Origin of the sequence: Microbacterium sp. SCN 69-37, from assembly GCF_001724435.1 — a bacterium.
Lineage (GTDB): Bacteria > Actinomycetota > Actinomycetes > Actinomycetales > Microbacteriaceae > Microbacterium > Microbacterium laevaniformans.
Genome location: NZ_MEEL01000053.1, coordinates 1 through 17,580 on the forward strand (window position 1 = coordinate 1; position 17,580 = coordinate 17,580).

The 17,580-nt window shown below is 69.6% G+C and carries 17 protein-coding genes and 1 tRNA gene; 13 read left to right on the top strand and 5 right to left on the bottom strand.

Annotated elements, in window-relative coordinates; translation table 11 throughout:
* The 11 genes from ABS64_RS13635 to der form a co-directional block, all read left to right on the top strand.
* Window positions 1–1,273: ISL3 family transposase (locus ABS64_RS13635; RefSeq protein WP_292684218.1), on the top strand; the 1,273-nt coding region annotated here is incomplete at its 5' end.
* 69 nt (window positions 1,274–1,342) lie between these two features.
* Complete coding sequence (locus ABS64_RS13640) at window positions 1,343–1,981, top strand: vitamin K epoxide reductase family protein (protein ID WP_036285177.1); 639 nt, start codon at window positions 1,343–1,345, stop codon at window positions 1,979–1,981.
* Between the two features lie 73 nt (window positions 1,982–2,054).
* Complete coding sequence (locus tag ABS64_RS13645) at window positions 2,055–3,317, top strand: aminotransferase class V-fold PLP-dependent enzyme (RefSeq protein ID WP_036285180.1); 1,263 nt, start codon at window positions 2,055–2,057, stop codon at window positions 3,315–3,317.
* 1 nt (window position 3,318) lies between these two features.
* Complete coding sequence (locus tag ABS64_RS13650) at window positions 3,319–4,413, top strand: hypothetical protein (protein ID WP_036285182.1); 1,095 nt, start codon at window positions 3,319–3,321, stop codon at window positions 4,411–4,413.
* Window positions 4,414–4,500: 87 nt separating this feature from the next.
* Window positions 4,501–5,385: a ParA family protein gene (locus tag ABS64_RS13655; protein ID WP_036285194.1), complete on the top strand. Its 885-nt coding sequence runs from the start codon at window positions 4,501–4,503 to the stop codon at window positions 5,383–5,385.
* Window positions 5,386–5,398: 13 nt separating this feature from the next.
* Window positions 5,399–6,217 carry a ScpA family protein gene (locus tag ABS64_RS13660; protein ID WP_292684242.1) on the top strand — a complete coding sequence of 273 codons (819 nt, stop codon included), beginning with the start codon at window positions 5,399–5,401 and terminating at the stop codon, window positions 6,215–6,217.
* Entirely contained in the window at window positions 6,207–6,815 is a 609-nt protein-coding gene (gene scpB / locus ABS64_RS13665; protein WP_292684222.1) for an SMC-Scp complex subunit ScpB, read from the top strand. The genes ABS64_RS13660 and scpB overlap by 11 nt, the downstream gene beginning before the upstream one ends.
* Complete coding sequence (locus ABS64_RS13670) at window positions 6,812–7,582, top strand: pseudouridine synthase (protein ID WP_036285188.1); 771 nt, start codon at window positions 6,812–6,814, stop codon at window positions 7,580–7,582. Before scpB ends, ABS64_RS13670 begins: the two co-directional genes overlap by 4 nt.
* An 11-nt stretch (window positions 7,583–7,593) precedes the next feature.
* A complete protein-coding gene (locus tag ABS64_RS13675) occupies window positions 7,594–8,715 on the top strand; it encodes a prephenate dehydrogenase (protein WP_292684225.1) in 1,122 nt (373 codons plus the stop codon).
* Window positions 8,712–9,413: a (d)CMP kinase gene (gene cmk / locus ABS64_RS13680; protein WP_292684227.1), complete on the top strand. Its 702-nt coding sequence runs from the start codon at window positions 8,712–8,714 to the stop codon at window positions 9,411–9,413. The genes ABS64_RS13675 and cmk overlap by 4 nt, the downstream gene beginning before the upstream one ends.
* A complete protein-coding gene (gene der, locus ABS64_RS13685) occupies window positions 9,403–10,926 on the top strand; it encodes a ribosome biogenesis GTPase Der (RefSeq protein ID WP_005055156.1) in 1,524 nt (507 codons plus the stop codon). Before cmk ends, der begins: the two co-directional genes overlap by 11 nt.
* A gap of 490 nt (window positions 10,927–11,416) precedes the next feature.
* Here the strand turns inward: der and ABS64_RS13690 are convergent, their stop codons facing one another.
* A complete protein-coding gene (locus tag ABS64_RS13690) occupies window positions 11,417–12,157 on the bottom strand; it encodes an anaerobic ribonucleoside-triphosphate reductase activating protein (protein WP_292684230.1) in 741 nt (246 codons plus the stop codon).
* Complete coding sequence (locus ABS64_RS13695; protein ID WP_292684232.1) at window positions 12,127–13,956, bottom strand: ribonucleoside triphosphate reductase; 1,830 nt, start codon at window positions 13,954–13,956, stop codon at window positions 12,127–12,129. Before ABS64_RS13695 ends, ABS64_RS13690 begins: the two co-directional genes overlap by 31 nt.
* Before the next feature lie 166 nt (window positions 13,957–14,122).
* On the opposite strand from ABS64_RS13695, the gene ABS64_RS13700 reads away from it, so the two are divergent.
* Window positions 14,123–15,016, top strand: a complete 894-nt coding sequence (locus ABS64_RS13700; RefSeq protein WP_292684234.1) for an NUDIX domain-containing protein — start codon at window positions 14,123–14,125, stop codon at window positions 15,014–15,016.
* A gap of 13 nt (window positions 15,017–15,029) precedes the next feature.
* Here ABS64_RS13700 and ABS64_RS13705 read toward each other — a convergent pair whose 3' ends face one another.
* Both ABS64_RS13705 and ABS64_RS13710 read right to left on the bottom strand, forming a co-directional pair.
* The gene (locus tag ABS64_RS13705; protein ID WP_292684236.1) at window positions 15,030–15,422 is read right to left on the bottom strand and encodes an RNA-binding S4 domain-containing protein; all 393 of its coding nucleotides are present in this window, start codon (window positions 15,420–15,422) and stop codon (window positions 15,030–15,032) included.
* A gap of 33 nt (window positions 15,423–15,455) precedes the next feature.
* Window positions 15,456–16,034 carry a GNAT family N-acetyltransferase gene (locus ABS64_RS13710; RefSeq protein WP_292684238.1) on the bottom strand — a complete coding sequence of 193 codons (579 nt, stop codon included), beginning with the start codon at window positions 16,032–16,034 and terminating at the stop codon, window positions 15,456–15,458.
* A gap of 92 nt (window positions 16,035–16,126) precedes the next feature.
* Here ABS64_RS13710 and ABS64_RS13715 point away from each other — a divergent pair.
* A tRNA-Pro gene (locus tag ABS64_RS13715) sits at window positions 16,127–16,203 on the top strand.
* On the opposite strand, the gene ABS64_RS13720 is transcribed toward ABS64_RS13715, so the two are convergent.
* Window positions 16,166–17,560, bottom strand: coding sequence for a recombinase family protein (locus ABS64_RS13720; protein ID WP_292684240.1), 1,395 nt, complete (start codon window positions 17,558–17,560; stop codon window positions 16,166–16,168). The two genes, ABS64_RS13715 and ABS64_RS13720, sit on opposite strands and share 38 nt — an antisense overlap.
* Window positions 17,561–17,580: the final 20 nt, after the last annotated feature.

Consider the following 17,580-nt stretch of genomic DNA (forward strand, 5'->3'; position numbering starts at 1 on the left):
CCTCACCACGTTCTGCCGCCTCGATGAGCTCGGCCTCGAGGCCGTCGGGCAGCATCTCGACGCGGATCGGGCGGTGATCGAGTGCCGCGTTGTCGACGACGATCCGTGGTGCCGCAAGTGCGCAGCAGAGGGCGTGCCGCGGGACACCGTGGTCCGTCGGCTCGCGCATGAGCCGTTCGGGCACCGGCCCACGATCCTGCAGGTGAGGGTGCGCCGCTACCGATGCGCCCACTGCGGGAAGACGTGGCGGCAGGACACATCGAAGGCCGCGGCGCCTCGCGCGAAGATCTCGCGCGGCGGGTTGGGCTGGGCGCTGACCGCGATCGTCGTCGATCACCTCACCGTGACACGCGCCGCAGCCGGTCTCGGGGTGTCGTGGCATACCGCGAACAGCGCGATCATCGCCGAGGGTCGGCGCCGCCTGATCGATGATGCGGCCCGGTTCGATGGTGTCACCACGATCGGTGTCGATGAGCACGTCTGGCGGCACACGCGGCTGGGCGACAAGTACGTTACGGTGATCATCGACCTCACCCCGGCCCGCGAGAACACGGGCCCTGCACGGCTGCTGGACATGGTCGAGGGCCGCTCCAAGGCCGTCTTCAAGCAGTGGCTCGCGGGTCGCGCGCAGGCATGGCGAGACGGAATCGAGGTGGTCGCGATGGACGGGTTCAGCGGGTTCAAGACGGCCGCCGCGGAAGAGCTCCCCGACGCAGTCCCGGTGATGGACCCGTTCCATGTCGTCCGTCTCACGGGCGACGCGCTGGACCGCTGCCGGCAGCGGGTGCAGCAGGACACGCTCGGGCATCGTGGCCGCGCCGGCGATCCGCTCTACAAGGCGCGCCGCACACTGCACACCGGTGCCAGTCTGCTCACGGAGAAGCAGCACGCCCGTCTCGAGGCGGTGTTCGCGATCGAAGAGCACATCGAGGTCGAAGCGACCTGGGGCATCTACCAGCGCATCGTTGCCGCCTACCGAGAGCCCGACAAGAAGAAGGCGAAGCAGCTGATGCGGGACCTGATCGACGCCGTCACCGCTGGCGTCCCCGCCGCGCTCGTCGAGATCCGCAGGCTCGGTCGAACCCTCAAACAGCGCGCCCTCGACGTGCTCGCGTACTTCGACCGGCCCGGCACCAGCAACGGTCCGACGGAAGCGATCAATGGCCGGCTCGAGCACCTCCGCGGCTCCGCCCTCGACTTCCGCAACCTCACCCACTACATCGCGAGATCACTGCTCGAAGCCGGAGGCTTCAGACCCGCGCTACACCCCTAATTCCGAAGAGCCGGATAAATCCGGCGCATCCAGACCGCACGGCGACCCGCGGCGAGAGACGATGGCGCCATGATCGTTGCGCCCTCTCCCCTCGCGACCGCTCCCGCGGCGCCTCGCCTCCACCGTCCGCGGCGGGGCCTGGCGATCTGGTGGATCGTCGCCGGAGCACTCGGCGGTATCGTCGCGTTCCTGCTGTACCTCGAGTACATCGGCCAGTTGACGGGCGGGACGCCGCTCATCAGCTGCAGCATCAGCCCGATCGTGACGTGCGGCCCGAACCTGCTATCACCGGGGGGCAACCTGCTGGGATTCAGCAACGCGATCATCGGCATCATGCTGTTCTTCGGGCCCATCTATGCGGGCGTCTCGGCACTGGCCGCCCCCGCGGGGCTGCGCACCTGGTTCTGGCGGGTGTATGCGATCTTCGTCGCGGGCGCGTTCGTGTTCGTGCACGTGCTCGCGTACCGCAGCGTCTTCGAGTACGGGTCGCTCTGCCCCTGGTGCATGGTGATCTGGCTCGTGACGATCCCGCTGTTCTGGACGGTGCTGGGCTGGACTCTCGCCGACGGCGTCTGGGGCGGCGCGGACGTCGCGCGGCGCATCGGCGCCGTGGTGCTGTCGTGGCTGCCTCTGGTCGTCGTGCTGGACTACCTCGTGATCGCGGTGGCGGCCCAGCTGCGGCTGGACGTCATCGGCAGCCTCATCTGAGCCTCGGCGGCGCCCGGATCTTTCACGGCCGGAGCGCCGCCGCGGGAAGGGGAGGTCCGACCACAATGGCGGCATGGATGCCGCGCGCCGCCCGACCCGACGAGGGCTCTTCGGTCGGCGCGCCGAGGAAGCGCCCGTCACCCGCGTTGCCGAGGCGAGATCCGCGGACCGTCCGGGTTTCGACTATCTGGACAGCGACGAGGTCTACCTCGACTCCGCCTGCCAGACGCTGCGACCCCAGCCGGTGATCGACGCCGTCCAGGACTACTACCTGCACCTCTACGCCTGCGGCGGGCGTGTGCGCTATGACGCGGGGCGGCGGGTGGATGCCGAGGTGGCACGGGTGCGAGAACGGACGCTCGCCGCCCTGGGACTGTCACCTCGCCACTACTCGTGCGCCTTCACGCTGAACACCACCTACGGACTCAACCTGCTCCTGTCGGCGCTGGCGCCCGGGCGCTTCGCCCGCATCGTCACCACCGTCACCGAGCACAATGCGGTGTTCCTCTCGACGATCGCGGCCGCGCGGCGTGCCGGCATCCCTCGCGTCGTCGTGGAGCGGGACGACGATGCACGCGTGCTCGTCGATGCGGAGACGATGCGCGACGCGGTCGTGGTCGTGTCGGCGATGGACAACGTGATCGGTGCGGTGACGCCGGACCTCCGCGAACTCATCACCAGCGTGCACCGCGTCGGCGGCATCGTGATCGTCGACGCCGCGCAGGCGGCCGGTCACGCCCTGGAGTCTCTGCGCGGTCTCGACGCCGACGCGATCTGCTTCTCGGCGCACAAGATGTACGGACCGTCGCTCGGCGTCGTCGTCGCCACCCGTGAGTTGCTGCTCTCGCTCGAGCCCGTCATGGTCGGCGGCGGCCAAGTGAGTGCCGTGACCGCCGACGACTTCGCACTGCTGCCCGATCCGCACACTCGGCTCGAACCGGGTCTGCAGGCATGGGCGGAGATCATCGGCTTCGGCGCCGCCCTGGAGTGGAGCGGCGATTTCCGCAGCGGCGCGGGAGAGACGCTCGCCGCCCACGAGGCGCGGCTCGGTGCCCGGTTGCACGCGGGGCTCGCCGCGCTCCCGCGCCTGCAGATGATCGGTGACGCGTCGCCCGTGATCTCGGTGCTGCCCGAGCGCGTCGACGGGCACCGGCTCGCCGCCTTCCTCGCGCGCGGCGGCATCGCCGTCCGCAGCGGCGCGTTCTGCGCGCACTACTGGATTCTGGAGCGTCGCGGCCTCGGCCCGCTCGTGCGCTTCAGCGTGGGCGCCCACAACACCGACGCGGACATCGACCGCACCCTCGAGGTCATGACCGCGATGATGAAAGGACTGTGACGTGGTCTGCATCGTCGCGTTCTTCGTCGTGCTCGTGCTCTCTGCCGTATCGGCGAAATATCGCAAGCTCCTCGGGAAGGCGTGGGGGTGCGCGTGGCGCCGAGTGACGCTGCGCCCGTGCGACACGACCTTCCGCGACGACGTCAAGAACTCGCTCCTGGCGCCCCTGGCGGTGCGCGCGCCCCGCCTCGTACGGCCGGCCAGCATCGCGATCGAGGTCCTCGCCTGGCTCATGGTGCTGAGCCTCATCGTCAGCCTCTATCTCGTCGGGCGCAGCGGCCTGAACCTCCTCGTCTACGGCACGTGCGACAAGCAGAACGCGCAGGCCTGCTCCCTCGCCGCGCAGGCGTGCTCGATCGACGCCATCCAGCCCGGGTTCTGGGAGTCGATCGGAGAGGGCGACGTGCTCGGCGCCTTCGGCCGCGAGTTCGCGTCGGTGGGCGACACGATCGCGACGGTCCCGGGTCGGCTGCGCACCTGGGATGCCGCGGACTTCGCCCCCGCCGATGCCACCTACCTCGGCGGGTACACCGCCGGGCGTCCCACGGCGCTGGAGGTGCTCGATCCCGGCTGCCACTACTGCGCGCAGCTGTTCCGCAACATGCGCGAGGCCGGCTTCGATCAGACGCACAACGTGACCTACCTCGCCTATCCGATCCGCGCCGGCGTCGGCGACAAGTTCGCCAACTCGCAGCTGATCGCCACCTACCTCACCGCGATCCGTGCGTTCGAGGCCGAGCGCGCGCCGGCCGGCTCGACGAACGCTGCCGCCGAGACCGGTGACTGGTTCATCCTCGAGCAGCTGTTCACGACGCAGGCGGCCGACGGCACCACGACCCAGGAGTGGATGAACCGCGCGAGCGCCGCCGACGCCACCCTGCGTCTGCAGCAGTGGCTGAGCGACGACGGCTACACCGCGGACGACATCGCGCGGATCGTCGCCCTCACCGGATCGCCGGAGGTTGCGGCATCCCTCCAGCACGCACGCGACGTCGTCGAGAACGAGATCCGGACCGTATCGATCCCGTCGCTGATCGCCGGTGGAGGGCTTCACGCCGGGCTCGTCGACGTCGACACCCTGCGGGGCCTCGGCTGAGCCGCCGCCACCCTGTGCGAGAATCGAGGAACACGGCGGCGCAGGTCCGTCAGGCCCTGGGAAGGGCATCAGGAAGCAGGAGTGTCGGTGGCGGATAAGACGCGGGGGACGAAGAAGGCCCTCTCGGAGGACGTGCCCATCGGTCCCACCGGTCGGCCGTACCAGGGCTTCCCGACCCCGCCGCCGCTGTCGGCGCACGGCCCCGCGCGCATCATCGCCCTCTGCAACCAGAAGGGCGGCGTCGGCAAGACGACGACCACGATCAACCTGGCCGCCTCGCTCGCCCAGTACGGGCGTCGCGTGCTCGCCATCGACTTCGACCCCCAGGGTGCGCTGTCGGCGGGCCTGGGCATCCAGACCCACGACATCCCCACGATCTACGACCTGCTCCTGGACACGAAGCGCGATCCGCACGAGACGATCGTGCACACCTCGGTCGAGGGTCTCGATGTCATCCCGGCCAACATCGACCTGTCGGCGGCGGAGGTGCACCTCGTCAACGAGGTCGCCCGCGAGACGATCCTCGCGCGCGTGCTGCGCAAGGTCGCGGGGGAGTACGACGTCATCCTCATCGACTGCCAGCCGTCGCTGGGACTGCTCACGGTCAACGCCCTCACGGCGAGCCATGGTGTGCTCATCCCGCTGGAGTGCGAGTTCTTCGCCCTGCGCGGGGTCGCCCTGCTCATCGAGACGATCGACAAGGTGCGCGACCGGCTCAACCCGGCGATCGAGCTGGACGGTGTGCTCGCGACGATGTACGACCCGCGGACGCTCCACTCGCGCGAGGTGCTCGAGCGGGTCGTGGAAGCGTTCGGCGACGACGTCCTGGAGACGGTGATCGGGCGCACGGTGAAATTCCCGGACGCGTCGGTGTCGGGCGTTCCCATCACCACGTTCGCCCCGGAGCACGCCGCCGCCCAGGCCTACCTGCGCCTCGCGCGGGAGCTGGTGGCTCGTGGCGCCGTCGCCTGAGGACCCCGAGGTCATCACCGCCGAGACTCCGACCGCCCCGGAGGGCGAGCCGACCGGGTTCCGGGTCTCGCTGGGCAACTTCGACGGTCCGTTCGATCTGCTGCTGACGTTGCTCGGCAAGCACGAGTTGGACATCACCGAGATCTCGCTCAGCAAAGTCACCGACGAGTTCATCTCGTACCTGAAGGGCCTCGAATCCGACGACGAGCTCGACCAGGCATCCGAGTTCCTCGTCGTCGCCGCGACCCTGCTGGACATGAAGGTCGCGGGCCTGCTGCCGCAGGGCGAGCTGGTGGATGCCGAGTCCGTCGCCCTGCTGGAGGCGCGCGACCTGCTGTTCGCGCGGCTGCTGCAGTATCGGGCGTTCAAAGAGGTGTCGGCCTGGTTCGAACGGAGCCTGCGTCGCGAAGACCGGCGGCACGTGCGTGCGGTGCGCCTCGACGAGAAGTACCGTCGTGCCGTTCCGGAGCTCGTCTGGACGCTGTCCAAGGAGGACTTCGCAGCCCTCGCGATGCTCGCCTTCGCACCGAAGGAGATTCCGCACGTCGGACTCGACCACCTCCACGCGCCGCTCGTGTCCATCCGCGAGCAGGCCGCGATCGTCGTGACGCTGCTGCGCGACGCGGGAACCCTCAACTTCCGGGAGCTCGTCGCCGGGGTCGCACAGACCGGCGTCGTCGTCGCCCGCTTCCTCGCGGTGCTCGAGCTCTACCGTCACGCCGCCCTCTCGTTCGAGCAGCTCGAGCCGCTCGGCGAGCTGACCCTGCGCTGGACCGCCGAGCGGTGGTCCGAAGAGAACCTCGCCACCTTGGGAGCCGACTATGACCACTGAGACCGACAGCGACACCGCCCCACCGGTGCGCTCGCCGGCGCCCGCTGACGTCGCGCGCCGCATCGAGGCCATCCTGCTGATCGTCGACGAGCCGCAGAGCCTCGTCGCCCTCGCCGCCGCCGTCGGCGCCCCGGTGCCGGCCGTGCGTCAGGCCGTCGAGGGACTCGTCGCCGACTACGACGGCGAGACGGGCGGCCCTCGCCGCGGCTTCGAGCTTCGCGAAGTGGGTGGCGGCTGGCGGCTGTACGTGCGCGATGAGCACGACGACCTCATCGCCGAGTACGTCGGCGGCCAGGCCCCGTCGCGCCTGTCGCAGGCGGCGCTGGAGACGCTCGCCGTCATCGCGTACAAGCAGCCCGTCACTCGCAGCCAGGTCGCCTCGATCCGCGCCGTCAACGTCGACTCGGTGGTGCGCACGCTGCTGGCGCGAGGCCTCATCACCGAGCTGTTCACCGACCCCGAGACCGGCGCGATCAACTACGGCACGACCGACGCGCTGCTGGTGAACCTGGGCATCAACTCCCTCGACGAGCTGCCGCACATCTCGCCGCTGCTCGACGACGGCTCGGACGGTTTCGATGCGGAGGTGCTGCGATGACGAACACACCGGATGCCGAGGGCGTGCGCCTGCAGAAGGTGCTCGCCAATGCCGGAGTCGCCTCGCGTCGGGTCTGCGAGCAGTACATCGTGGAGGGCCGGATCCGGGTGAACGGAGAGGTCGTCACCGAGCTCGGACGCCGCATCGACCCGGCATCCGACCTCGTCGATGTGGACGGCACAGCGATCCAACTCGACACCACCAAGCGCTACGTCATGCTCAACAAGCCGACCGGCGTCGTCTCGTCGATGAAGGACGAGCAGGGCCGCCCCGACCTCCGCCGTTTCACGAAGGACTGGGACGAGCGGCTCTACAACGTCGGCCGGCTGGATGCCGAGACCTCGGGACTGCTCGTGCTGACCAACGACGGCGAGCTCGCCCATGTGCTGGCCCACCCCTCGTTCGGCGTCACCAAGGTCTACATCGCGAAGGTCACCGGTCGCGTGACCGCCCAGACGATCGCGCAGCTGACCGCGGGCGTCGACTTGGAGGACGGACCCATCGCCGCCGACAAGGCGCGCCTGCTCGACACCTCCGGCGGCACCTCTCTGGTGGAGCTCACGTTGCACTCCGGGCGCAACCGCATCGTCCGGCGCATGATGGCAGCCGTCGGCCACCCCGTCGTCGACCTCGTGCGACGTCAGTTCGGGCCGCTCCACCTGGGAACCCTCCCGGCGGGGCGGGCCCGCGAGTTGACTACAGTGGAACGCGGCGCACTGCTCACCGTGGCGCGCCAGGCGGCGCCCACGCCGCCCGGGGACAGCTGAGGCGGAGAACAGTGACCGAACAGGCCGTTGCCGATCTGCGCACCCGCGCGGCCCGCACCTCCGGCACGGTCCGGATCGTCGGTGCCGGGCTGCTCGGTGCCAGCATCGGCCATGCGTTGCGCGCGCTCGGCGTCGACGTCGCGCTCGCCGACGCATCGCCCACCCAGTTGCGCCTGGCGATCGACTACGGTGCCGGTCGCGCTGCGCACGACGACGACCGCCCGCTGCTGGTCGTCGTCGCGGTGCCTCCGGACGTGACGGCCGACGTCGTCGCGCAGGAGCTGGCCGCCTTCCCGGATGCCGTCGTCACCGATGTCGCCAGCGTCAAGCTCGACCCCCTGCACGAGCTGCGGGGCCGCGGCGTCGACCTCACCCACTACATCGGCTCGCATCCGATGGCAGGCCGCGAGCGCGGCGGGGCCATCTCGGCGCGCGCGGACATCTTCGTGGGTCGTCCGTGGGTCGTGTGCCGTGATGCCGAGACCCCGGCATCCGATCTCGCCCTCGTCGAGGGGCTCGCCCTCGACCTCGGTGCGACGCCCATCGAGATGACGCCCGAAGAGCACGACCGCGCCGTCGCGCTCGTGTCGCACGTCCCGCAGCTGGTGGCATCGCTGCTGGCCGGACGGTTCATCGACGCTCCCGACGGCTCGTTGCGTCTGGCCGGTCAAGGCGTGCGCGACACGACGCGCATCGCGGCCTCGGCGCCCGAGCTGTGGGTGCAGATCCTCGGCGCGAACGCGGCCCCGGTCGTCGACGTGCTCGACGCGCTCTCCGACGATCTGCGCGCCGTCGCCGACGCGTTGCGCGCCCCCGACGCGCCCGGCGCACGGCGTGCCGTCGCCGACACGATCCGGCGTGGCAACGACGGCGTGGAGCGTCTTCCCGGCAAGCACGGGCAGAACCGCCGGTACGAGAGCCTCGTCGTCATGGTCGACGACACGCCGGGTCAGCTCGGTCGCCTGTTCGGCGAGCTCGGCGAGCTCGGCGTCAACGTCGAAGACCTGCGCCTGGAGCACTCGCCCGGCGCACCCTTCGGCCTGGCGGAGATCAGCGTCGACCCGACGATCGTCCGTCATGCCGAGGAGGGCCTTCTCGCACGCGGCTGGAAGATCGCGAGTCTGCCCTCATGACCCTCACCATCGCCATCGACGGGCCCGCCGGCTCGGGCAAGTCCAGCGTCTCCAAGCAGGTCGCACGCGCCCTCGGCTACGGCTACCTCGATACCGGCGCCACCTACCGCGCGCTCGCGTGGCACGTGCTGGCGCGGGGGACGGGCGCTGCCTCCGACACGGCGGACGAAGCCGTCGTGGTGGCTGCGGCATCCGAGTTCCCCTACGCCATCTCGCTCGACCCCGACGACTACTGGGTGCGGGTGGGGCAGGCCGACGTGACCGCCGCCATTCGTGAGCCGCGGGTGACCGCCGCCGTCAGCGGTGTCGCCCGCGTTCCCGCCGTCCGCGCGCAGGTCAACGAGTTGTTCCGCCGGCTCGTCCGCGACTCGGGCCGGCCCGGTGTCGTCGTGGAAGGCCGCGACATCACGACCGTGGTCGCCCCCGATGCGGCGGTGCGGATCCTCCTTACCGCCGCACCCGAGGTGCGCGCCGCCCGGCGCAGCGCCGAGCTGTCCGGCGAGGATGCCGATGCCGTCGCCGCGGCACTTCACCGTCGGGATGCCGCCGACAGCACCGTCGTCGACTTCCTCACCGCCGCCGACGGCGTCACGGTCGTCGATTCGACCGAACTTGATTTCGCTCAGACCGTGGAGGCCGTCCTCGACGTGATCTCTGCGACTGACCCCACCCCACAGGAGAACCACGATGGCCGCTGAAGACGAGTACGAGGCCGGTCCCGACCAGATCGAGGAGAAGCTCGCGAACCTCGACGAGGAACTCGCGGAACAGCGGGCGGCGGCGCTGCGCGCCTCGCTCGCCGACTACGACCTGGACGATGAGGACGACGACCTGCTCGCGGGCTTCACCGCCGGCGGCGAGGTCGTCGAGATGCTGCCCGCGCTGCCGGTCGTCGCGATCGTCGGACGGCCGAACGTCGGCAAGTCGGCGCTCGTGAACCGCATCCTCGGCCGCCGCGAAGCGGTCGTCGAAGACACCCCGGGCGTGACGCGAGACCGCGTCACCTACAAAGCCGAGTGGATGGACCGCCGTTTCTCGCTCGTCGACACCGGCGGGTGGGAGCCCGACGCCCGCGGCATCGACCGCTCCGTCGCCGCGCAGGCAGAGGTCGCCATCGACCTCTGCGACGTCGTGCTGTTCGTCGTCGACGCCATGGTCGGCGCCACGGCGACCGACGAGGCCGTCGTGAAGCTGCTGCGCACGACCAAGAAGCCCGTCTTCCTCGTTGCCAACAAGATCGACGATGCCCGCCAGGAGCCCGAGGCTGCGGCGCTGTGGAACCTGGGCCTGGGCGAGCCGCACCCCGTGTCGGCCATCCACGGTCGCGGAGTCGCCGACCTGCTCGACGAGGTCATGAAGGTGCTGCCCGAGGTCTCGGCCGTCGCCAAGGGCGAGCTCGGGGGCCCGCGTCGCGTCGCGATCCTCGGCCGCCCCAACGTCGGCAAGTCGTCACTGCTGAACAAGGCCGCCGGTGAGGAGCGCGTCGTCGTCAACGAGCTCGCCGGCACGACCCGCGACCCGGTCGATGAGATCGTCGAGCTCGGCGGCAAGCTGTGGCGCTTCGTCGACACCGCCGGCATCCGTCGCCGTGTGCACCTGCAGCAGGGGGCCGACTTCTACGCGTCGCTGCGCACCTCCGCCGCGCTCGAGAAGGCCGAAGTGGCTGTCGTCGTGCTCGATGTCTCGCAGTCGATCAGCGTGCAGGACCTCAACATCATCGACTTGGTGCTCGAGTCGGGCCGCGCGCTCGTGCTCGCCTTCAACAAGTGGGACCGCCTGAACGACGACGACATGGAGAACTCCGATCGGCGCCGCTACCTCGAGCGCGAGATCGAGCAGGACCTCGCGCACGTCGCGTGGGCTCCGCGTGTGAACATCTCCGCGCGCACCGGCCGTCACCTCGACAAGCTCGTCCCGGCGTTGGAGACGGCGCTGGAGTCGTGGGACCAGCGCATTCCGACCGGGAAGTTCAACGCCTTCCTCGCCGAGCTCATCGCCGAGCACCCGCATCCGCTGCGCGGCGGCAAGCAGCCGCGCATCCTGTTCGGCACGCAGGCGGGCACACGTCCGCCGACCTTCGTGCTGTTCACCACCGGGTTCCTCGACCCGGGCTACCGGCGGTTCATCCAGCGGCGCCTGCGCGAGATCTTCGGCTTCGAGGGCACGCCGATCGTCGTCAACATGCGGGTGCGCGAGCGTCGCCAGCGCTGAGTCCCGCTGTCGCCGTGGCGGGCCGTCTGTGGTGCCGGCGCGGGCTGTGGCGGCGGCGCGCCGCTGACCGAACTGCAAGGCCTCTGCGCCGACACGCGGTGTGATGCGCGGATGCAGCGGCGTGTCGCCCCGCATCCCTTGCAGTTCGGGTGGGTGGGTGGCCGGCCGGGCCGCGCGCCGAGCGGGCTCGGCCGAGCCGGCTGGTCTGTCGGCTCGCGGGGGGGGGTGGTCACGCCAGGTGCTTCGTCCCGGTCGTCGAGCGAATGGCGCCGGCCGGTGCCACCCGAACTGCAAGGCCTCAGCGCCGACACGCGGTGTGGTGCGCGGATGCCGCGGCGTGTCGCCCCGCATCCCTTGCAGTTCGGGTGGGTGGGCGGCCGGGCGGAGGGCTTGTAGTTCGGGCAGTGGCCAGCGCGACGGCGCCACGCGCGCTCGCCCCGGTCCCGGTCGTTGAGCGAGCGGCGCAGCCGCGAGTCGACACGCGCCGGCGTCAGCGGATGACCAGCGAGCGGAACCGCTCCACCGGCAGGTCGTCCAAGCGCAGGGGAGCAGCCTCGGCATCCGTCGTGCTCACGCGGGGCAGCGGCTGTCGCGCTCCCGTCTCGCGGAACCGCTGCACGGCCCACGTGTCGACGCCCGCGTCGGCGAGACGGCATCCGAGCTCGCGGAGTGCCGCGTCGTCGATCGCCGCCGGGTGCACGGTCGTGCGCACCTCGTAGTCGAGCGGGTGATCCGACCCCGCGCGCAGCAGCCGGTTGCCGAGCACGAGCTCCAACGATCGCCACGCATGGGCTCCACTGGGAGCGCGCCCGGTGACGTTGGCGTAGTCGTCGGGCGTGGCTTTGATGTCCAGGCCCACCCAGTCGACGAACGGCAGCGCCTGGGCCAGCAGCCCCGGGTAGGCGCCCGCGGTGTGCAGGCCCACGCGGAAGCCGAGCGAGCGCACCATCTGCATCGCCGGAACGAGTGCGTGCTGCAGCGTGGGCTCGCCGCCGGAGAACACGACGCCGTCGAGCAGCCCCATCCGGTCGCACAGCAGGTCGGTGACGTCCGCCCACGACGCCGCGCCCTCGGCCCGCGGATCGATGAGCGCGGGATTGTGGCAGTAGAAGCAGCTCCACGGGCAACCTTGCAGGAAGACCGTCGCGGTCATCATGTCGGGCCAGTCCACGGTCGAGAACGGCGTGACCCCCGCAATGTTCAGTTCACAGGCTGCAGCGGTGCGGACCATGTCGCCTCCTCGGCGGGAAGGGCAGCGGAGAAGTACTCCCGCTCTTCAGCTTCGCCCTTCTTGCCGACGTTGAAGCTGGCGATCGGCCGGAAGTAACCCATCACGCGGGTCCACACCTCGCACGCGGCGCCGCAGTCGGGGCACTGCTCGTGGTGGCCGGACCGGTAGCCGTGACGGGGACAGATCGAGAAGGTCGGCGTCACCGTGATGTACGGCAGCCGGAAGCGCGACAGTGATCGGCGGACGAGTTCGCGGCAGGCCTCGGCGGACGGCATCGCTTCTCCCATGTAGAGGTGCAGCACCGTTCCGCCGGTGTACTTCGCCTGCAGCTCCTCTTGCATCTGCATGGCGAGGAAGGGGTCGCTCGTGTAGCCGACGGGCAGCTGCGACGAGTTCGTGTAGTACGGGTTGTCGGCGGTGCCGGCGTGGCGGATGCCGGGAAGCCGCGCGATGTCTTCCTTCGCGAACCGGTAGGTGGTTCCTTCGGCGGGCGTCGCCTCGAGGTTGAACATGTGCCCGGTCTGCTCCTGGAACTCGACCATGCGCTCGCGGACGTGGTCGAGCAGGCGCGTCGCCAGGCTCATGCCGCGTGCGGTGGTGATGTCGTCGGCGTCGCGCGTGAAGTTGCGGACGTACTCGTTGAGGCCGTTGACGCCGATGGTCGAGAAGTGGTTGTCGAGCGTGCCGAGGTAGCGCTGCGTGTAGGGGAAGAGGCCGCCGTCGAGGTGGTGGGCGATGACGGCGCGCTTGGCGACGAGGCTGTCTCGAGCGATCTCGAGAAGCTCGTCGAGGCGGGCGATGACGGCATCCTCGTCGCCGGAGTGCACGAACCCGAGGCGCGCGCAGTTGACGGTCACGACGCCGATCGACCCGGTCTGCTCGGCCGAGCCGAACAGCCCGTTGCCGCGCTTGAGCAGTTCGGTGAGGTCGAGCTGCAGGCGGCAGCACATCGAGCGGATCATGTGCGGGTCGAGGTCGGAGGTCACGAAGTTCTGGAAGTAGGGCAGGCCGTACTTCGCCGTCATCCCGAAGAGGGCGTCGGTGTTGGCGCCGTGCCAGTCGAAGTCCTTCGTGATGTTGTACGTGGGGATGGGGAACGTGAAGGCGCGCCCGTCCTGGTCACCATCGGTCATCACGTCGATGAAGGCGCGGTTGATGACGGCCATCTCCTCGGCCAGGTCGCCGTACGCGAACGCCTGCACCTGACCGCCGACGAGGGGGTGCTGATCGGCGAGGTCGTCGGGGCACACCCAGTCGAACGTCAGGTTGGTGAACGGGGTCTGCGTGCCCCAGCGCGAGGGCACGTTGAGGTTGAAGATGAACTCCTGCATCGCCTGGCGCACCTCGTCGTAGCTCAGGTCGTCGATGCGCACGTAGGGGGCGAGGTAGGTGTCGAACGAGCTGAACGCCTGCGCGCCGGCCCACTCGTTCTGCAGCGTTCCCAGGAAGTTGACGAGCTGGCCGAGCGCGCTGGAGAAGTGGCGGGGCGGAGCGGAAGCGATCTTTCCGGGCACGCCGTTGAAGCCCTGTTCGAGCACCATCCGCAGCGACCACCCGGCGCAGTAGCCGGCGAAGACGTCGAGGTCGTGGATGTGGAGGTCGCCTTCGCGGTGCGCGGTGCCCGCCTCGGGCGCGTAGACCTCGTCGAGCCAGTAGTTGGCGATGAGCTTTCCCGCCGCGTTCAGGATCATGCCGCCCAGCGAGTATCCCTGGTTCGCATTTGCGTTGACCCGCCAGTCCGCGCGGGCAAGGTACTCGTCGATGGTCTCGGCGACGGAGACGGAACGGGGGGAGGTCATGATGATCCTGCCTTCGATATGTAGGGAGGTGACGTTGGTCTGACCACAATATGTGGGGGTCCGAGTTGCTGTCTCGCCCAGATGTGGGCGTGTCGGGGAGTCATGCGCCGTGCAAAAACTTCGCCGCAGGGCGGTCCCTGCCCGAGCGGTGTGACAGGCTGGGCGGGTGACGATCGTGCCTCCCGCCCCCGGCGAGCCGCGCCGCCCCGACGGGCCGCGTGATCCGGGTGACGCGTGGGTCGTGGCCGACGATGGCACGCGCTACTGGGGGCGCTTCGGTGCCGCGGGCCTGCTCGCCGTCGATCCGCAGCGCGGCATGCTCTTGCAGCACCGCGTGGCCTGGAGCCACTTCGGCGACACGTGGGGGTTGCCGGGTGGTGCGCGCCATCAGGACGAGTCCGCATGCGAGGGGGCGTTGCGCGAGTCGGCGGAAGAGGCGGGAGTGCCGGCATCCGCCGTGCAGCCGCGCCTGATCAGTGTGTACGACGTGGGCGTGTGGACGTACGCGACGGTCGTCGCGGATGTCGTCGTGCCGTTCGAGCCGGTGATCAGCGACCCTGAGAGCCGTGAGCTGGCGTGGGTGCCCGTGGATGCCGTCGACTCCTACCCGCTGCATCCGGGGTTCGCCGCGTCATGGCCGTTGCTGCGGTCGCTGCTGGAGGTGCGGCCCGCCGTGGTCGTCGACGCGGCGAACGTGGTCGGATCGGTGCCGGACGGCTGGTGGAAGGATCGGGCGGGCGCGACGGGGCGGCTGCTGGATCGACTGCGCGGGCTGGCGGCGCGGGGGATGGATGCCGGGCGGCTGGGGCTTGCCGCGGACGTGTGGTTCCCCGAGCTGCGTGTCGTGGTCGAAGGGCAGGCGCGGGCTGTCGAGGAGGTTCCGGGCGTCGCGGTGGTGCGCGCGGACGCTGAGGGTGACGACGCGATCGTCGCGGAAGTGGCCGCGCTCACTGCTGCGGGGCGGCGTGTGGTCGTGGTGACGAGCGATCGGGAACTGCGGGCGCGCGTGGGCGCGCTCGGTGCGGCGGCGCACGGGCCGTCGTGGCTCGACCTCGACTGAGGTCGCCGGGCGGTCAGTCGTCGTCGGTCGCGTAGCCGGTGACAGGGTCGCGTCCGCGCAGTCGATCGATGTCGCGGCGCTCGCGTTTGGTGGGCCTTCCTGCGCCGCGGTCGCGGACGGCGAGCAGCGCCGCGGGCTCGCGTGGCGGCGTGCGGTCTTCGGCGGCGAGGGCGGCGATCGGCGCTCCCACACGTTTCGTCAGCAGTTGTCGCACGACCAGCATCCGGTCGAAGCCGGCGATGCGTACGCGGATCTCATCGCCGATGCGCACGGGTTGTGAGGCTTTCGCCTTCTCTCCGCCGATGCGCACGTGGCCGGCGCGGCATGCCGTGGTTGCGGCGGAACGGGTCTTGTAAACGCGCACGGCCCACAGCCAGCTGTCGATGCGGACGGACGGCTCGCTCATCCCTCGATTCTGCCGTGTCGATCTCGTGACCAGTCACGCCACCGTGAGCGAGACGATCGGTCGTGTGGGGCCGGGTCTGGCCACCTCGACGAAGCCCGCGTCGACGAAGCTCGAGAGCGCGCCGTGATAGAGATCGTTCGAGGAGGTCTTGCCGGCGCTGGTGTCGACGGGATAGCCCTCGACGACCCGTGCGCCGTGCGTACGCGCGTGGTCGACGGCGGCGTCGAGCAGGCGCCCCGCCAGACGCTGCCCACGGAACTCCTTCCGGACCACGAAGCACGTGATCGCCCAGACGGACTCGTCGTCGAACGGCTCTGGCGATTGCTGGAAAGCGCGCGTGGCGGCCAGACGCGGCTGATCCGGTCGTGGTGACACCTTGACCCACCCGGCGGCGACGCCGTCGAGGTACGCGATGAGCGCGGAGGCCGGGGAAGTGGCGAGGTCGCCCCGCAGCAGTTCGCGACGCTCGTCGGTCGTGGCGGCTTGGAAGTCCTTGTTGCGCAGCATCCACCACTGGCACCAGCACGAGGCGCCGTCGCCTCCGCCGGTGAGAGCGTGCTCCGCGTCGGCGAAGCGATCGACGGATGCCGGGAGGATCTCGATCTGGCTCATGAGCAGACCGTACTCCTGACTTGCGACACGCGTTCGCGAGTGCTCCACGAAACCGGTAGGATAGGGGAGTTGTCCGCGAGCGGACAGCAGACCGGGATGTGGCGCAGCTTGGTAGCGCACTTGACTGGGGGTCAAGGGGTCGCAGGTTCAAATCCTGTCATCCCGACCAATACAGGCTTATTCAAACCGGAGGCTCTCTTTTTCTTGGTCGGTGTGTGGGCCGAGGCGCTGAGGCGGTGCTGGGCGCGCCAGTCGTGCAGGCCGGCGTTGAGTTCGGTGCGTTCGACGCCGATACTCACCTCTCGGTCGGTGACCTGGACGTCGAGTCGCGTGAAGAACGCGGTGAGGAGCTCGCGGCGGACGTTGTCGGGCAGCTGCTTGTAGAGCGCGGCGGGATCTTCGAGGAGATCGACGAACGCGAAGGCCTTGTCCACGCCGTGACGGATGCGTTCGACCGTCCGTGTGAGCTTCTCGGTGATGGCGCCCTTCTGGAGCGTCACGTACTCGAGGCGTTGGCGCAGCTTCTCGACGGCGATCGTTCCGTCGGCGGCGAGTTCGATGAGCCGCTCCTCTTGGGCTTCGAGCTTCTTCAGCTGCGTGCGCAGGGCGTCCTTCTCTTCCTGATCCGCGGCTTGGAGTTCCACGAGGGAGCGTCGGACTTCCTCACGAACGGACGCGATGTCCTCTGCATCGAAGCGCTCAGCCGCGACCCGTCGCGCCACCTCGTCTTCGAGTTCGTCGAGTCGCGCCGACGGCATCAAGCAGTGACCGCGCTGCTTCGCGGTGCAAACGTAGTACTCGTACGTGCCGCCATGCCCCTTGTTCTGGCTGTAGACGAGTCGACTCGTGCGCCCCTCCGACTTGCATTCGGCGCAGTACAGCAAGCCGCGCAGGAAGTGAAAGTGGATCCGGTCGCGGTCTCCCTTGCGGTTGCGTCCGTCGAGGATCTTCTGCACCGCGAGGAACAGCTCCTTCGAGATGAGCGGCGTGTGCCTGCCCGGATGGAGCTTGCCCTTGTAGCGGATGACCCCGGTGTAATACGGGTCGCGCAGAATCATGGCGAGCTGACTGCTCGACAGCGGCTTGGCGGCTCGCTTGCTCGACTGCCGCGTGGTCAGGCCCTGGTCTTCCAGCATCATTTGGAGCTGCGTGATCGAGAACTGGTTCGTGGCGTACTGCTCGAAGGCCCAGATGATGAGTGGTGCGCGGACGGGGTCGACGTCGATCGTGTTGACGAGGCGTCCGTCGAAGTCCTTGCGCACGTTGAGGTAGCCGAGCTTGGCTCGCCCGACGCTTCCGCCTCGTTCGACCTTGTGGGCCATCTTGATGCGGATGTCCTCGCCGCTCATGCGGACCTGGAGTTCATTGACGACGTCGGTGATGGCTTCCATCGCGTCGCCCATGTAGCCGTCGCCGAAGTTCTCCTTGGCCGAGATGAGCTCGACGCCGGGACTGCTGCACGAATAGGTGACATCTGATCTGGCTTGCCCGCGGGGGTGGGCCTGGAAGGATGTTGCTGTGCCCAAGCCCTACCCGTCCGAGTTCC